This is a genomic window from Pseudomonas cerasi, assembly GCF_900074915.1.
In the GTDB taxonomy this organism is placed as follows: Bacteria; Pseudomonadota; Gammaproteobacteria; order Pseudomonadales; family Pseudomonadaceae; genus Aquipseudomonas; species Aquipseudomonas cerasi.
Map to the genome: position 1 here is coordinate 5,546,453 of NZ_LT222319.1, position 16,575 is coordinate 5,563,027.

Below are 16,575 nucleotides of genomic sequence, written 5' to 3' on the forward strand. Positions count from 1 at the left end.
GGCGAACCTGTGCGCAGGTTCGTCAAATATTGTAGGAAATGTGAACTTTTCTTCACTGCTGGAACTTAACCGTTTGGACAGGAGTCAGACGTGTCGATTGGTTGAAAAATCGATCGTGCTCCTAGTTGTGTTAAGTGTTGGCAGTTATCCAGATCCCACCCTAAGGTCTGGACCTTAAGCCCCGGAACTTCCCCCTCCCCATGCGAAGTCCGGGGTCTTTTTTGCCTGCGATTTACTCCGCAGGCGCCTTGTCTTCCAGTTCCATCCAGTCGGCCAGCACGGTGTAAGCCTCTTCCAGCCCCATGCGCTTGGGGGCCGAGAACAACTGGATGCTCACTGCATCGCCCCAGCCTTTGCGAATCTCGGCCTGAACCTTGAGCAGTGTGTTCTTGGCCGCGCCGTAGGTCAGCTTGTCGGCCTTGGTCAACAGAATGTGCATCGGCATGTTGCTGGCGATGGCCCAGTCCAGCATCAGCACGTCGAAGTCGGTCATTGGATGACGGATATCCATCATCAGGATCAGACCCTTCAGGCTTTCGCGGCTGCCCAGGTAGGCTTCCAGGTGACGCTGCCAGTGCAGTTTGAGCGGGATGGGCACTTTGGCGTAGCCGTAACCAGGCAGGTCGACCAGACGGCGATCTTCGTCCAGGCCGAAAAAGTTCAGCAACTGGGTACGCCCCGGGGTCTTGGATGTGCGCGCCAGGCTGGCGTGGGTCAGGGTGTTCAGAGCGCTCGATTTGCCCGCGTTGGAGCGACCGGCAAATGCGACCTCAAAACCTTCGTCGTCGGGGCATTGGTCGACCTTGGCGGCGCTGAGCATGAACGTGGCCTGTTGGCACAGACCGAGAATGGGGTTTTTGAGTTGCATGTGATTTCCGGTGAAGACCTGCCTGCAAGGGGTGCGGCAAGAGGTGTCGGTTTCGTTTGGATGCGTGCGCATATAATGACACACCTGTCCCCCGGCCCACACTCACACCGTATCGCGCCGCTCTGACCGGTGTGCTGGAACATTCAGACATGACCTGCTTCACTCCTTATGCAAAAAGGCCGTCCGCGGTCGCCCATTTTTACAACCTCAGCGTTACACTAACGAACTCAGGCTTTCGCGTCCGGTCGAAACCACCGTCGCTTGAATGCGATTCAATCTGCTCAGGAGTAAAGCATGCGTAATCTGATCATCAGCGCCGCTCTGGTTGCCGCCAGTCTGTTCGGTATGTCCGCCCAGGCCGCCACGCCCATCGAGGCAGGCAAGCAATACGTCGAGCTGGCGAGCGCTGTGCCTGTTGCCGAGCCAGGCAAGATCGAAGTCGTCGAGCTGTTCTGGTATGGCTGCCCGCACTGCTACGCGTTCGAGCCAACGATCAATCCGTGGATTGAAAAACTGCCGTCCGACGTCAAGTTCGTACGCATCCCTGCCATGTTCGGCGGCCCGTGGGATGCACACGGCCAGCTGTTCATCACCCTCGACACCATGGGCGTCGAGCACAAGGTTCACGCGGCCGTATTCGAAGCCATCCAGAAAGGCGGCAAGCGTCTGACCGACAAGAATGACATGGCTGACTTCGTCGCCACACAGGGCGTGAACAAGGAAGACTTCCTGAAAACGTTCGACTCTTTCGCAGTCAAGGGCAAGATCGCCCAGTACAAGGAACTGGCCAAGAAGTACGAAGTGACTGGCGTTCCGACCATGATCGTCAATGGCAAGTACCGCTTTGACCTGGGTTCTGCCGGTGGTCCGGAAAAGACCCTGGAAGTTGCCGATCAACTGATTGCCAAAGAGCGAGCGGCTAGCACAGCCGCCAAGTAAGCGCACATCATGCGCCGCTGGGGCAAAGGCAGTACCCGTATCGTTGGCCTGCATGATCCGCAGGTCAACGAACATCATCTGCTGCAAAACGGCTTGCCGGAAGACGGCAGGCTGCGTTTGCTCAGTTTCAATATCCAGGTGGGTATCAGTACCCAGCGCTACCATCATTACCTGACGCGCAGCTGGCAGCATTTGCTGCCGCATGGCGGTCGAGCTGGCAACCTGCAGAAGATCGGCGATCTGATCAATGAATTCGATCTGGTGGCGCTGCAGGAAGTCGACGGTGGCAGCATGCGCTCCGGCTTTATCAACCAGGTCGAGCACCTTGCCCAGCTGGGTGGTTTTCCGTACTGGTATCAACAACTCAATCGCAACCTCGGGCGCCTGGCGCAGCACAGCAATGGTGTGTTGAGCCGTCTGCGCCCGACCAAGATCGAGGATCATCCGCTGCCGGGCCCTGCCGGGCGCGGCGCAATTCTCGTGCGTTTCGGCGAGGGCGAAGATGCTCTGGTCGTGGTCATGATGCACCTGGCGCTGGGGACCCGAACCCGAACCCGGCAGCTCGCCTACATTCGCGAACTGATCGGCGGTTACCGCCATCAAGTGCTGATGGGCGACATGAACACCCATGCCAACGACCTGCTGGAACACTCGCCGCTACGGGACTTGGGGCTTTTGGCTCCGCAGATAGAAGCAACCTTCCCCAGTTGGCGACCACAACGTTGCCTCGATCACATTTTGCTCAGCCCGACCCTGACGCTCGAACGTGTGCAGGTGCTGGCACAGCCCATTTCCGATCATCTGCCTGTCGCTGTCGAGATTCGCCTGCCTGACTCACTGCGTGGGGACTCACTGCCTGTGCCCTCTGGTGGAAGCCTTGCATGAGCGACGACGCGGAGCGTTGGAAAGAGAAATACCTTAAAGGGATCGAGCAACAGGACAAGCTCGAAAAGCGCTGGGATGCGCGGCTCGATTTGTTGCGACGCGGTCTGGTACGCAGCAGTCTGGCGGCAGAGGGCTCTGACCGCGCCGTCGACGAATGCATGAAGGAGATGCGCGAAATTGTCCGCAAGGATGATATGGACGCGGGCCTGGCAGCCCTGATCCCGCGCCTCGAAAAGGCCGTACTGGACTCTGAACAACGCCGCGAAGTACGGGCCGCGCAAATCAGCTCGGCACTGACCGCACTGGTTGCGCAACTGCAGTCATTGCCGCTGCCACGCGACGTACGCAAGCCACTCAAGCGCTTTGCCAAGGAGCTTGAAGAGCGTGCCTCACAAGCCCGTGAGCTGCCCCTGCTGCTCGGCGAGTTGAGCAATTTGCAGGGCCAGGCCCTGACCCAGGTTGAAAAACCCGAAGAAGGCCCGCGCCAGGGATTGCTGCAACGCCTGTTCGGTTCGCGCGAAGGCCAAGGCAACGATACTCATCCCGAGGCTGCTCACCCCGAAGACCCCACCTCGGCACCGGACACGCATGAGCCCGATGCAGAGCCGCAGGCAGCAAGCACTCACGCCCCGGCAGACATCGCTCATGGCGAAGCCGAGGTCGATGACTCACCTGCCACCGTAGCCACCGCGGCCACAGACAGCACACCGCCCACGCCTGTCCCGGAAACCGATACGCCTGCCGTCGTGATACCAGCCGCTGCAACGCCTGAAGAACCTGCACCATCGGTCACGGCTGCGGATATTGCTCCAGCAACGGCAGAGTCCTTCGCCGAACCTGCACCTGTCACTGTCGAACCCATCGATTTCGCGGATCTCCTGGCGCCTGGTCCGTCAGTGCCCTATCAACAACGGCCCGCGCCAATCGACGCGACAGTTGAAGAACCCGACGCAGAGGCCGAGCAGCAGCCCGAGACGGCAGAAGGCGAAGAAGGCTACGCGCTACCCTCATCACCCGAACCCAGCTACAGCTCGGTGGCTGCGCATATTGAACAAACCCTGCTGGGCCTGCTGGACGACCTGACCCTGTCCGAGCACTTTCGCCCGCAGGTCGAGGATATGCAGTTACGCTTGAAACATGGGCTTAACTGGTACGAATTGCTGCCGATCCTCGACGATATGGCGGTGCTGATGCTGGCGATCAACAACGGCGGTCAACAGGAGTTCGGCACCTACCTCAAGCAGCTCAATGAACGGCTCGAATCGTTTCAGAGCCACTTGCAGGCGGCCAGTGAAGATCACGCCGAGGATCAGTCCACCGCGCGCGACCTCAACGACCAGTTGCGCGAACAGGTGGGCGGTCTGCAAAGCAGTGTTCAGGACGCCTCCGATCTGCCCAGCCTCAAGCGGGTGCTCGACAATCGGCTTGAAGCCCTGCTCGGCACCATGGATCACTACCAGCTCAAGCGCGATGCCCGCGAGCGCGAAGTGGCCTCGCGACTGCAAGGTCTGGCAGCCCGCGTCGCGAGTATGGAACAGGAAGCCCTGGGTTTCAGGACTCACCTGGAAGAACAGCGTCAAAAGGCCCTGATCGACCCGCTCACCGGACTGCCCAATCGAGCAGCCTGGGGCGAGCGCCTCGAACAAGAGATGGCCCGGTGGCAGGAAGAAAAAAACAGTCTGTTGGTCTGCATTCTGGACCTGGACCATTTCAAACGCATTAACGATGGTTATGGGCATCTGGCTGGCGACAAGGTATTGAAGATTGTCGCCAATGTGTTCAGCAAACGCCTGCGCGCCAACGACTTCCTCGCACGCTTTGGCGGCGAAGAATTTGTCATGCTGCTGCCTGCAACACCTCCTGCCACGGGGCTGACGCTGCTCGACGAACTGCGCGCCGCCGTAGAGTCATGCCCCTTCCACTTCAAGGGTGAGCGAGTCACCATCACCGTGTCCATTGGCCTGACGGCTTTTCGCCCCGGAGAACGGAGCGACACCGCTATCAAACGTGCCGACCAGGCGCTTTACAAGGCCAAGGAGAACGGCCGGAACCGCATCGAACAAGGCTGACTGAAACATTTTGACCTGAACAAATAGTCGGCGGCCCATGCTATTTGTACACATTTTGTTATGATGTTTCATTTCCTGCCGACGCTGCCGACCTCATGAAGCTGTATTTCTCCGCCTTTATCATGCTCATCCTCACTGCCTGCGCCAGCGGCCCCAGGCTGGACACCAGCCACCCCTCGGTAAATTTCGATGGCCGTGCCCAGTATGTGGTGATGCACTACACCTCGGCGTCACTGGAACGCTCGCTGCAATTACTGACCCATGGCGAGGTCAGCGCCCACTACCTGATCGGTGACGACAGCAAGGCCACCATCTACAAGCTGGTCGATGAAAACGCGCGTGCCTGGCATGCCGGCGAAAGCGAGTGGGAAGGCCGCACCTGGCTCAACTCCAGTTCGATCGGCATCGAGATCGTCAACCCGGGCTTCAAGGAAACGCCGACAGGTCGCCTGTGGTATCCGTACACCGAAGCGCAGACCCAGTCGATCATTGTCCTGCTCAAGGACATCGTCAAACGTAACAGGATCGACCCCAAACACATCATCGGTCACAGCGACATCGCCCCGTTGCGCAAGCAGGACCCGGGGCCATTGTTCCCGTGGAAACGCCTCGCTGCCGAAGGTCTGGGGAACTGGCCGGACGAACGCCAGGTTGCCCAGCGTCAGGCATTGCTGGCAGCCAACCTGCCGAGCATCACCTGGTTCCAGCAGCAATTGGCACGCCTGGGCTACAGCACTCCGCAAACCGGTGAGCTGGACGTCGCTACGCGCCAGGTACTGGCCGCGTTCCAGATGCACTATCGCCCGGCACGCTTCGACGGAGAGCCCGACGCACAGAGCGCGGCCATCCTGCAGGTGCTCAATCACTCGAATTGAAGCGCATGGGGGCTGGCGCTCAGTCAGCCGATAAGGGCCTGGCGATCAAGCCCTCAGAGCGGTAAAGCCATATAGAACTGCGTGCCCTGCCCTGGCCTTGAGTACACGCCCATGCGTCCGCCGTGCAGTTGGACGATCTCCTTGCACAGCGCCAGCCCGAGCCCGGCGCCGCCTTTCTTGCGACCCACCTGGACGAAGGGTTCGAAGATCCGCCCCTGCTGTCCGTAGGCAATGCCTTCACCGTTGTCCTCGACACTGATGATCGCCCGCTCGCCGTGACGCCTGGCCTGCAGGCGGATCAGGCCGTTCGGCGGCGTGTGACGCAATGCATTGTCCAGCAGATTATCCAGCACCCGCTCCAGTTGGGACTGATCGGCATGCAGACGCGGCATGGGCTCCTGCATATCCAGCATCAGCACAATATCCTGCTCCTGGGCCTGATCCTCGAAGCGCGCCTTGGCGTCCTGCAGCAAGGTCTCGACGGAACAAGGTGCAAGTTTCAGCTTCTGCAGACCGTTCTGGTAACGCGAGAAATTCAGCAGGTCGTTGATGAGCTGCATGAGGCGCTGCATCTCTTCGGTGACTGTATTGAGCAGATCGGCCTCACGGGACTCGGGAGCGAAATGCAGACGCTCCTGAAGAAGGCCGAACGCCATGTGCATGCCCGTGACCGGCGTGCGCAACTCATGCGAGGCGCGCAGGACGAACTCGCTGCGTACCCGCTCGAAAGCACGCTGTTCGGTCACGTCGTGCAGCACCATCACAGCACCCAGGATGTGGCCCTTGGTGTGACTGACCGGTGTCATGCTGTAGGTCAGCAATCGAGACTCGCCGTCGATTTCGATGGCCAGATCTTCCGGCGCGCGCTCCAGCGTTCCGCCCCGCAGCACAAGATGCAGTTGCTCATCCAGTTCTGGACGGCTCAATGCCTCGCCGAGACTTTGCCCAAGGCGACTCTCGTCCCATCCGAGCTGGCGCTGCGCAACAGGGTTCAGGTGCTCCAGGTGACCCTGGCGATCGATCATCAACAGGCCGTCGTCGATACTGTCGAGGACCGCTTGCAGGCGCTGCTGGCCCGCCAGAAGCTCATCGACGTTGGTCGCCTGATGCTGACGCAGGGCTTCGGCCATGATGCCGAAGCGTCGGGTCAGCAGGTTCATTTCTGCGGCCGAGGAAATGGGCAGCGTGACCTCGTAATCACCTTCCCCAATGCGATCGGCAGCCTTGGCCAGCGCCTCGATCGGTGCACCGAAACGGCGGGCGATGCCGTGCGCGGTCACAAAGCCGATGCACAGCACCGCCAGCCCGACCAGCCCCAACAAGCCGGCGATCCACAATGCACGGTCCCTGGAATTGACCTCGGCGGTGCTGATGTTCTCCAGTGCCTTGCGATGCACACTCAGCAGACCGTTGCGCAGAGCGTCGAAACTCTCGCTCAGTTGCGGGTTGCCCCGTATGCCTCGCGGATCATCGCCATATTGCTTCCAGGTCGCAATGAATCGCTGATAATCGCCCCGGGTCTTCTCAAAACCGTTACGCACATTTTGCTGGGTGTCCTGCGCCGACCCTTCCTCCAGCAGCTCTTCGAACTGCTGCTGGATTCTGTCCAGCTCAGCCTCATTGCGATTGGCACCGGTCATCAACACCAGTTGATCACCCATGTTCTGACGCAACTTCAAACCCAGATCGAGGATGGCGAAGTTATGCTGAATCAGTGATTCCTGAGTACGGGCCATCTGCATGACACTGACGAGCCCCAGCAGCAGCCCGAGCAACGCGACCGTGATAAGCGCCGAGATGCTCAGGAAGAGGCGAGTGCGCAACTTCATGGCCAGCTTCATTTGAGGTATTTCATAGGTTGTACTGTTTTCGTTTGCGGTAAAGCGTCGAAGCATCGATACCCAGCGTCTTGGCGGCCTGATCGAGGGTTTCACTGGTTGCCAGTACGGCCCCGATGTGTGCCTTTTCAAGCTCGTCCAGACTCAAGGCCGCGCCCACACGTGGTGCATTGTTGGTCGGTTGCTCAGCCATGCCTAGATGACTGACCTCTACGCGATCCTGTGGACAGATGATGCTGGCACGCTCGATCACGTTGCGCAGCTCACGAATGTTGCCTGGCCAGCGGTAATTGAGCAGCGCGGCACGGGCTTCTTCGCTGAAGCCTCGGGCAGGACGCGCGTATTCCTTGACGAAACGCGCCAGAAAGCGGTCCGCGAGGGTCAGAATGTCTTCGCTGCGCTCACGCAGGGCCGGTAGATTCAGGGTGATCACGTTCAGGCGGTACAGCAGATCCTCACGGAAACGCCCGCTGCGCACCATGTCTTCAAGGTTGAGGTTGGTGGCCGCCAGGATGCGCACGTCGGCACGTCGGGTCACCGGATCACCGACGCGCTCGTATTCCTTGTCCTGAATGAAGCGCAGCAATTTGGGCTGCAGCGTCAGCGGGAAGTCACCGATTTCGTCGAGGAACAGGGTGCCGCCATCGGCCTGATTGACGCGGCCCAGCGTGCTTTCGCTGGCACCGGTAAAGGCGCCACGACTGTGGCCGAACAGTTCGCTTTCCATCAGTTCTGCGGTCAACGACGGGCAGTTGATGGTGACGCAGGACTTCTTGGCCCGTTTGCTCCAGCCATGAATCGCCCTGGCCAGCTCGCCCTTACCGGTACCCGATTCGCCCAGAATCAGGATGTTGGCATCGGTCACGGCAACCTGACGGGCCGTTTCCAGTATCGCCATCATCGAAGGGCTGTGGGAATCCAGACCATCCTTGGGCTTGCGAACCTCGCCTTCCAGTGCTTCGAGACGGGCAGACAGTTGCCTGACTTCAAGCTGCTTGGCCGTTGCAAGACGCAACTGGTCAGGACTGCACGGCTTGACCAGGTAGTCGGCTGCGCCCGCCTGAATGGCATCGACAGCGGTATCCACCGCCGAATGGGCAGTCACGATCACCACACGCATCCACGGCGCCTGAATCCGCATCTGCGCCAGCACGTCCAGGCCGTTGTCTTCGCCCAGACGCAAATCGAGAAAGCACAGATCGAATACTTGACGCTGCATGAGCGTGTCGGCCTGGGCTGCGCTGTTGGCAGTGGCGACACTGTAGCCTTCGTCTTCCAGACAGTACCGGAAAGTGCGGAGGATGGCGGACTCATCGTCCACAAGCAGAATACGGCCCTGATTCTCAGTGGCTGCTTCCATTTTTCCTACGCTCCTTAATGAATTGTCTCAGTTAGTCTCGGAATCATCGGGCAAGTTGCATGGTCAATTCTGATTGATTCTTCGGCATGCATGGTAGCTTTCTGATCAGCTAATGGCGAACAGCCTGATTAATCCGCGTTTATGCCGTTAAAACCGTCCATTCGGAGACGAGATCTCACCGCAAAAGGAACGCTCCTATGTTTTCACTGAAAAAGATTGCTCTGATCACGGCCGCCGCTGCGCTGCTGGGCGGCGGCCCGGTGCTCGCCCAGCCAGACCTGCCCACTCAACTCGCCGAGGCGCGTCAGGAAGGTTCGATCTGGACAGCTTTCGCACTGAACAAGCATCTGAGCCCGTTCAAGATGGATGTGGGTGTCGAACAAGGCACCGCGACGCTCAAGGGCAAGGTTGAAAACGAAGTGGACCGCGAGTTGGCCGAACGCATCGCGCTGGATACCAAAGGCATTGAAAAGGTCGACAACCAGCTGGAGGTAGATCCTTCTGTTGCCAGCGAGCCCGGCACACGGACCAACATGGCTCAGCGCTTCGAGGATGCGACGCTGGTCGCGACGGTGAAATCCAAACTGCTGTGGAGCAGCGTGACTGAAGCGCTGACCATCGATGTCGACAGCAAGGACGGCGTGATCACCCTCAAGGGCCGCGCGCAAAGCCCTGAAGCGAAGGAACTGGCGGGTAGCCTGGCGAGTAACACCGATGGCGTGGTCAGCGTCAACAACCTGATCAGCCTCAGCGCGGCCGACTCGATTGCGGCCAAGACCCAGCCACAGTCGCTGACCCCGACCGAGGAAATGAGTGACGCCTGGATCACCAGCAAGGTCAAGGCGAGCCTGATCTACAGCCGGACGCTGGATGGGCTGAATATCAAAGTAGACACCAAGGCAGGTGTAGTCAGCCTGAATGGGGTGGTTGCCAACTTCGCCGAGAAGGAACTGGCCGTGGAAATCGCGCGAAATATTCGTGGCGTAAAAGGCGTCAACGGCGACGCACTGAAGGTCATGGCGCGCAGCGCAGGCTGACAGTTCAGAGCCGGAGTGTCGAACGCTTCGTGCAGAACGCACGATTACAAAGGGGTAATCGTGCAGCTTGCTGGTAGGACGCTCTCGTCAAACTTAATAAGATGTTGATTTTAAAGGATTTTAAGTCACTCAAAAAACTGGCATGCAGTCTGCAATAACCTATTCAACAAGGTCGATACACAACGACCCATCAGATTGAATGCCCACTCAGGCCAGGGGAGTTTGCAGATGAACAGCCAGCGTATTTCACAATTGCGTATCTCTCCCCTGCACATCCAGCAAGGTCTTTTTCTGCTCCTTGCCCTGCTCGTCACTCTGATCGCCATTCAGCAGTTCCAGCGTTGGAATCAAGCCAACGAGGCAACTCAACCAAAACAGCAATTCATCCAGACCAGCAGCATCTCCTATCGCGGCGTCAGCGCTCCAGCGGTCAAGGACATGTCCTCAAGCCTGCGCAACGTTGACGGCCTGGTTTCTGTAGATGAAGTCGCTCCACAGCAAAAATGGGTTTTCTGACCCGACCTTAAAAGCTGCACCCCTTATTAAAACGGCATCAAAAAGGAGTATCACCATGTTGAGTTGGGCAATCACGTTTCTGATCATCGCTATCGTCGCTGCAGTACTGGGCTTCGGTGGTATCGCGGGCACGGCTACTGGTATCGCCAAAATCCTGTTCGTCGTCTTCCTGGTGATGTTCGTTGTGTCGTTCTTCTTCGGTCGTCGCGGTCGAGGCTGATAATGCACACGTCATTTCGCACACTGGCCGCCGCCCTGTTGATGGGTGGCAGTGTCATGGCCATGGCAGCCAATGATGGACAGTCTCGGGTCAATGAGCTTCTGAGCTCCGCCCCCGAGTACCGCACCACCTGGGCGAAAGTCGTCAAGAAGGAAGAGCGTTTGCCGGATTGGGTGATCAACCTGTCCGGTGCTTCCGAGCAGCAGATGACGGCGGCCACTGAAGATGGCGACAACTATCTGGTTGGGCCGCTTTGCGAAACGGCCGATACGTGCAAAAGCAAGCGCCTGATCGTGGCTTTCAGCCTCGACAAGGAAGATGCTTACGCTATGTTGGTTGAAGTGCCTGCCGGTCTTCCCGCAGACAAATCGCCAACACGTCACGCGACTTACCGTTATCTGGGTAAGCCTGACGAGGGTATGCAAAAGCTCTTGAACGAAGAGCTGCGCAAAGACCCTAACTGGTATTGATTCAGAAGAAAGGTGTCGGCTCCAGGAGTCGACACCTTTCGGCTTTGTGCGGCCTGAGGAAGGTACGCGCATGACCAGGGGGCCGGGACGCGTTGATCAAGTGGATCGGCGTGACCTAGGGGTACAGGGAGTACCTCCGCCAAGGGCCGGGTCAGGCAAGCCGCCGTGCAAGTCCACGAGAATGCGTCGACCTTTCGAACGCCTCCAGTGACCTTGCACGGCGCTTTATATTTCCTTCCTGCTTCTATCCCGTCTTAAATTGCATCCCTCGGCAACATCAGCCCCAGTGGCAACCTGACGCGTGCTTCAAGACCACCTCCCGAACGATTCCTCAACTCGACGTTACCCCCGTGCATGGCAGCAATACGCTTGACGATGGCCAGGCCGAGGCCGGTGCCCTTGCCACTGCGTGCGCGATCACCGCGAATGAACGGGTTGAAAATGGTGTCCAGTTCGGACGGATCGATGCCCGCCCCCCTGTCCAGCACACTCAACACTACGTAGGGCGCGTTTCGGTCACCGGATACATAGGCAGCGACTTCGATACCGTTGCCGGCATGATGCTTGGCATTGCCAATCAGGTTGGTCAGCAGGCGCTTCATCGACACCCGACGCAGCGGGAAGGGCGGAATAGGCTCCAGACACAGACGGATGCTGTCTTCATCGTCATTGAAGGGTGCAACCACATCGCGCACCAGATGCCCCAGATCGACCTCTTCGATCTCCTCGTCACGGCCATCGCGGATGAACGCCAGGAACTGATCGAGAATGGCGTCCATGTCCTCGATATCGCGCACCATGCCTTCGGAGAACTCATTGTCGTTCATCAGCTCCAGAGACAGGCGCAGGCGCGTCAGCGGTGTGCGTAGGTCGTGGGAAACCCCGGCCAGCATCAGCTCGCGTTCCTGCCCGGCCTGCTCGACGTCTTCGGCCATCTGATTGAAGGCCCGATAGACTTCGGTCATCTCGCTCGGCGTGTCACTCACCGGCAGCCGCACGCTGCGCCCCTGCCCCAACTGGCGCGCCGCAAACACCAGACGCTTGAGCGGCTGACTCAGTTGACGCACGAAAATCCAGGCTGATGCCGTGGAAAGCAACCCGATGGCCAGGAACCAGCCCAGGACGTTCCAGATTTTCTGACCGCGCAACGGGTGCGGATAAAGCGGCACTTTCAGCCAGCCGTCACCCAGGCTCGGCGCTCGCACCCACAGCGCGGGTGGCGCGTGTACCCGCAGACGCACTTCCGTGTCGGCGCCCAGCTCCGCCTGCATCTGCCGCTGATAGATCTCACTGTAAGGCCAGTGCTGCTCACCTTCCGGCACGCCACCGCCCACCACCCGAATCAGACCTGCCGCCTCGGCAATCGCATCGCGGTCGCTTTCACCGGCAGCCCAATAAGCACGCAGTGTCAGAGCAACGCCGTGGCTGTATTGCCTGTCGACCAGCACGTCTTCGTTCATCAGCAGATAAACCAGCGTCAGGGCCTTGGAAAACAGCACGACGATGAGCACCAGCCAGAGCGTGCGGGAGAAAAAGCTTTGCGGGAACCAGAGCGGAGTCTTCATAACTGCAGCCATACACTTTGCAGGGCGAGCGAGGCTCGCAGGTTTGCCGAACGCGGGCCGGACCCGATGGACGAACGCAAAAAACCAGTACGTCGATAAGCCTGTGAAAGATTATCGACGTAACTGGCAGCAATGACGGATGTCTGTGCCGACAACCGGGTTATCAGCGACTTCCGGCACCGTCCGGAACGAATACATAACCTACGCCCCAGACCGTCTGGATATAACGGGGCTTGGACGGGTCAGGCTCGATCAGGCGACGCAGACGGGAAATCTGTACGTCGATGGATCGCTCCAGCGCATCCCACTCCCGGCCACGCGCCAGGTTCATCAGTTTGTCGCGGGTCAGCGGCTCGCGAGCGTGCATGACCAGCGCTTTCAGTACCGCGAATTCACCGGTGGTGAGCATGTGCACTTCTTCACCGCGCTTGAGCTCGCGGGTTGCCAGAGACAGCACGTAGTCACCGAAACTGACCGACTCGTCTTCGCTGCCAGGGGCGCCGGGCACCGGTGCCGCCTGACGACGCAACACCGCCTTGACCCGCGCCATCAGCTCGTCCGGGTTGAACGGCTTGGCCAGATAATCGTCAGCACCCAGTTCGAGCCCCTTGATGCGGCTCAGCTCATCGCCCTTGGCGGTCAGCATGATAATCGGCACCTGATTGTTCGCGGCACGCAGACGACGACAGGCTGAAAGGCCGTCTTCGCCAGGCAGCATCAGGTCCAGCACCACAAGGTTGAAAACCTCACGGGCCAGCAGTCGGTCCATTTGTTCCACATTTGCCACGGCGCGGGCACGGTAGCCCTTGCTGGTGAAAAAACGTTCCAGGAGACTGCTCAGCCCCGGATCGTCATCGACAATAAGGATTTTTTCGCCTTCGGCATTTTGTGCGGTGCTGCTCATCGGATGCTCCTCTGATCTCGGGGCGCATTATGGCGTAGCTGCGGTGATGCGCACCTTGTGCATTGTTAGCAGATTTTACTGGAGGCGACACTTGTGCCTGCGTTTTCGCCGAAAAAACACCCCATTTGTCGGCCGATCCCCTAATCCGGCTTCGCTGGGTATAATGCGCCGCCCTCGAAGTCAGGCAACGCCGGACTCATGGCGGTTCGCCAGCCCTGAAAATAAATGCTGGCGCACGATACCCAGGCAAGGCAATTCGTACATAGCCCAGTTTTTTGCTCACAACTCCAGGTGGTTTTATGGACAGCATCAACAGCCGCATCGCCGAAGAACTCGGCGTACGCCCACAACAGGTCGCAGCGGCCGTAGCACTACTGGATGAAGGCTCGACTGTGCCCTTCATTTCCCGCTACCGCAAGGAAGTGACCGGCAGTCTTGATGACACGCAACTGCGCCATCTGGAAGAGCGCCTGCGTTATCTGCGTGAACTGGACGAACGGCGCGTCAGCATTCTTGCCAGCATCGAAGAGCAAGGCAAGCTGACCCCGGAGCTGGCGCGCGACATCAAGCTGGCCGATACCAAGACCCGCCTCGAAGACTTGTACCTGCCTTATAAGCAGAAACGCCGCACCAAGGGCCAGATCGCCCTTGAAGCCGGGTTGGGCGAACTGGCCGATGGCCTGTTCAACGACCCGAGCCTGGCCCCTGAAGCAGAAGCAGCCCGCTTCGTCGACGCGGAAAAAGGCGTAGCCGATGTAAAGGCCGCGCTGGAAGGCGCCAAGTACATTCTGATGGAGCGCTTTGCCGAGGATGCCTCGCTGCTGGACAAGCTGCGCAGCTTCCTCAAGCAGGAAGCGGTGATCAGCGCACGCGTGGTACCGGGCAAGGAAGAGGAAGGCGCCAAGTTCCGCGACTACTTCGAACACGACGAACCGCTCAAGAGCATGCCGTCGCACCGTGCGCTGGCGATTTTTCGTGGTCGCAACGAAGGCTTTTTGAGCTCCGCACTGAAAGTCGGTGAAGAATTGCCGGGCGCCATGCACCCGTGCGAGCTGATGATCGGTGAGCGCTTCGGCATCCAGAACCAGAACCGCCCGGCAGACAAATGGCTGGCCGAAGTGGTGCGCTGGACCTGGAAGGTCAAGCTGTACAGCCACCTTGAAACCGATCTGCTGGGTGAGCTGCGTGACGGCGCGGAAACCGAAGCGATCAATGTGTTCGCCCACAATCTGCACGACCTGTTGCTGGCCGCGCCGGCTGGTCAGCGTGCCACGCTGGGCCTCGACCCAGGTCTGCGCACCGGCTGCAAGGTCGCCGTGGTCGACGCCACCGGCAAACTGCTCGACTACGCCACCGTCTATCCGCACGTACCGAAAAACCAGTGGGACCAGACCATCGCCGTACTGGCCGCACTGTGCGCCAAGCATTCGGTCGACCTGATCGCCATCGGCAACGGCACCGCCAGCCGCGAAACCGACAAGCTGGCTGCCGACCTGATCAAAAAATACCCGGGCCTGAAGATGACCAAGGTCATGGTCTCCGAAGCAGGCGCTTCGGTGTACTCGGCATCGGAACTGGCCGCCAAGGAGTTCCCGGACCTCGACGTGTCGATCCGTGGCGCGGTATCCATTGCCCGTCGCTTGCAGGACCCGCTCGCCGAACTGGTGAAAATCGACCCGAAATCCATCGGGGTCGGCCAGTACCAGCACGACGTGTCGCAGCTCAAGCTGGCGCGCGGCCTGGATGCGGTGGTGGAAGACTGCGTGAACGCCGTGGGCGTGGACGTGAACACGGCCTCCGTGGCGCTGCTGGCACGCATTTCCGGCCTCAACACCACGCTGGCGCAGAACATCGTTGCGCATCGTGATGAAAACGGCGCGTTCAAGACCCGCGCGGCGCTGAAGAAAGTCAGCCGCCTGGGCGAAAAAACCTTTGAACAGGCCGCCGGTTTCCTGCGCGTCATGACCGGTGACAACCCGCTGGACGCCTCCGCCGTTCACCCGGAAGCCTACCCGCTGGTGCAGCGCATTGCGGCTGAAACCGACCGGGACATTCGCTCGCTGATCGGCGACGCCAGCTTTCTCAAGCGCCTGGACCCGAAGAAATTCACCGACGAGACCTTTGGTCTGCCGACCGTGACCGATATCCTTCAGGAACTCGAAAAACCGGGCCGTGATCCGCGTCCGGAGTTCAAGACTGCCGAGTTCCAGGACGGGGTCGAAGACCTCAAGGACCTGCAACTGGGGATGATCCTCGAAGGCGTGGTCACCAACGTCACCAACTTCGGTGCGTTCGTCGATATCGGCGTGCATCAGGACGGTCTGGTACACATCTCGGCGTTGTCCGAGAAGTTCATCAAGGACCCGCGTGAAGCGGTCAAGGCCGGTGATGTGGTGAAAGTGAAGGTCATGGAAGTCGATATCCCGCGCAAACGCGTCGGCCTGTCGATGCGCATGAGCGACACGCCCGGCGAGAAAATCGATGGCGCACGCGGTGCCCGTCCAGGTTCTTCGCCTCGTCAAAACAACGCTCCGCGCAAGGAAACCACTGCGCCAGCGCCCGCCAATAATGCGATGGCGTCGCTGTTCGCCAATGCCAAGCAACTGAAGAAGCGCTGATGGATATTCCTGAAGATCTGACCCACAGCGCCTATTTCAAGATGCTCGGCTGCGAGCTGCGGCGTCTGGACGAGGGCGTTGCCGAAGTTGCGTTGCCGCTGGAGGCGCACCTGCGCAATCGCGGCAACGTGATGCACGGCGGTGCAATCTTCAGCCTGGTCGATATCGCCATGGGCCTGGCCTGTTCCAGCGCTCACGGTTTCGACCAGCGCAGCGTGACCATCGAGTGCAAGATCAACTACGTGCGTGGCGTCTCCGAGGGCGAAGTCCTGTGTATCGCCAAGGTGCTGCACGCGGGTCGCCGCACGCTGGTGGTCGAGGCTGAAGTCGTTCAGGGCGACAAGCTCGTCGCCAAGGCCCAGGGCACATTTGCGGTGATCTAGACTTGATCAAGGGCTGATGAAAAGCATC

The 16,575-nt window shown here is 59.5% G+C and carries 15 protein-coding genes; 10 read left to right on the forward strand and 5 right to left on the reverse strand.

All coding sequences use genetic code 11. The features are described from left to right. Nucleotides 1-232: 232 nt before the first annotated feature. Entirely contained in the window at nt 233-868 is a 636-nt protein-coding gene (yihA, locus tag PCPL58_RS27055) for a ribosome biogenesis GTP-binding protein YihA/YsxC (protein ID WP_003341625.1), read from the reverse strand. A gap of 294 nt (nt 869-1,162) precedes the next feature. Here yihA and PCPL58_RS27060 point away from each other — a divergent pair, with 294 nt between their 5' ends. From PCPL58_RS27060 to PCPL58_RS27075, 4 genes are all read left to right on the forward strand, one after another. Further along, the gene (locus tag PCPL58_RS27060) at nt 1,163-1,807 is read left to right on the forward strand and encodes a thiol:disulfide interchange protein DsbA/DsbL (protein WP_003432225.1); all 645 of its coding nucleotides are present in this window, start codon (nt 1,163-1,165) and stop codon (nt 1,805-1,807) included. Between the two features lie 9 nt (nt 1,808-1,816). Then, entirely contained in the window at nt 1,817-2,692 is an 876-nt protein-coding gene (locus tag PCPL58_RS27065) for an endonuclease/exonuclease/phosphatase family protein (RefSeq protein ID WP_003367393.1), read from the forward strand. After that, nucleotides 2,689-4,761: a GGDEF domain-containing protein gene (locus PCPL58_RS27070; protein WP_065350871.1), complete on the forward strand. Its 2,073-nt coding sequence runs from the start codon at nt 2,689-2,691 to the stop codon at nt 4,759-4,761. Before PCPL58_RS27065 ends, PCPL58_RS27070 begins: the two co-directional genes overlap by 4 nt. A 95-nt stretch (nt 4,762-4,856) precedes the next feature. Further along, nucleotides 4,857-5,636 carry an N-acetylmuramoyl-L-alanine amidase gene (locus PCPL58_RS27075; RefSeq protein WP_054081224.1) on the forward strand — a complete coding sequence of 260 codons (780 nt, stop codon included), beginning with the start codon at nt 4,857-4,859 and terminating at the stop codon, nt 5,634-5,636. Between the two features lie 53 nt (nt 5,637-5,689). Here PCPL58_RS27075 and PCPL58_RS27080 read toward each other — a convergent pair whose 3' ends face one another. Together PCPL58_RS27080 and algB are read right to left on the reverse strand one after the other, a co-directional pair. Next, complete coding sequence (locus tag PCPL58_RS27080; protein WP_065350872.1) at nt 5,690-7,477, reverse strand: KinB sensor domain-containing domain; 1,788 nt, start codon at nt 7,475-7,477, stop codon at nt 5,690-5,692. A 10-nt stretch (nt 7,478-7,487) separates the two neighbouring features. Further along, the gene (gene algB, locus PCPL58_RS27085; protein ID WP_003367401.1) at nt 7,488-8,834 is read right to left on the reverse strand and encodes a sigma-54-dependent response regulator transcription factor AlgB; all 1,347 of its coding nucleotides are present in this window, start codon (nt 8,832-8,834) and stop codon (nt 7,488-7,490) included. Nucleotides 8,835-9,031: 197 nt separating this feature from the next. Here algB and PCPL58_RS27090 point away from each other — a divergent pair, with 197 nt between their 5' ends. The 4 genes from PCPL58_RS27090 (at nt 9,032) to PCPL58_RS27105 (ending at nt 11,077) form a co-directional block, all read left to right on the forward strand. Beyond that, nucleotides 9,032-9,871, forward strand: coding sequence for a BON domain-containing protein (locus PCPL58_RS27090; RefSeq protein WP_065350873.1), 840 nt, complete (start codon nt 9,032-9,034; stop codon nt 9,869-9,871). Between the two features lie 228 nt (nt 9,872-10,099). Continuing rightward, nucleotides 10,100-10,387 (forward strand): hypothetical protein, encoded by a 288-nt coding sequence (locus PCPL58_RS27095; RefSeq protein ID WP_003432215.1) that lies wholly within the window; start codon nt 10,100-10,102, stop codon nt 10,385-10,387. A gap of 55 nt (nt 10,388-10,442) precedes the next feature. Further along, nucleotides 10,443-10,607, forward strand: a complete 165-nt coding sequence (locus PCPL58_RS27100) for a DUF1328 domain-containing protein (RefSeq protein WP_002555679.1) — start codon at nt 10,443-10,445, stop codon at nt 10,605-10,607. Between the two features lie 2 nt (nt 10,608-10,609). Then, entirely contained in the window at nt 10,610-11,077 is a 468-nt protein-coding gene (locus PCPL58_RS27105; protein WP_003367410.1) for an inhibitor of vertebrate lysozyme family protein, read from the forward strand. Between the two features lie 254 nt (nt 11,078-11,331). On the opposite strand, the gene PCPL58_RS27110 is transcribed toward PCPL58_RS27105, so the two are convergent. Continuing rightward, the gene (locus tag PCPL58_RS27110; protein ID WP_003432212.1) at nt 11,332-12,642 is read right to left on the reverse strand and encodes an ATP-binding protein; all 1,311 of its coding nucleotides are present in this window, start codon (nt 12,640-12,642) and stop codon (nt 11,332-11,334) included. A gap of 163 nt (nt 12,643-12,805) precedes the next feature. Continuing rightward, nucleotides 12,806-13,546 (reverse strand): osmolarity response regulator transcription factor OmpR, encoded by a 741-nt coding sequence (gene ompR, locus PCPL58_RS27115; protein ID WP_003318889.1) that lies wholly within the window; start codon nt 13,544-13,546, stop codon nt 12,806-12,808. 299 nt (nt 13,547-13,845) lie between these two features. Here ompR and PCPL58_RS27120 point away from each other — a divergent pair, with 299 nt between their 5' ends. Both PCPL58_RS27120 and PCPL58_RS27125 read left to right on the forward strand, forming a co-directional pair. Further along, nucleotides 13,846-16,164 carry a Tex family protein gene (locus PCPL58_RS27120; RefSeq protein ID WP_003367415.1) on the forward strand — a complete coding sequence of 773 codons (2,319 nt, stop codon included), beginning with the start codon at nt 13,846-13,848 and terminating at the stop codon, nt 16,162-16,164. Then, nucleotides 16,164-16,547: a PaaI family thioesterase gene (locus tag PCPL58_RS27125; protein WP_003367417.1), complete on the forward strand. Its 384-nt coding sequence runs from the start codon at nt 16,164-16,166 to the stop codon at nt 16,545-16,547. The genes PCPL58_RS27120 and PCPL58_RS27125 overlap by 1 nt, the downstream gene beginning before the upstream one ends. The last annotated feature ends 28 nt before the right edge of the window (nt 16,548-16,575 follow it).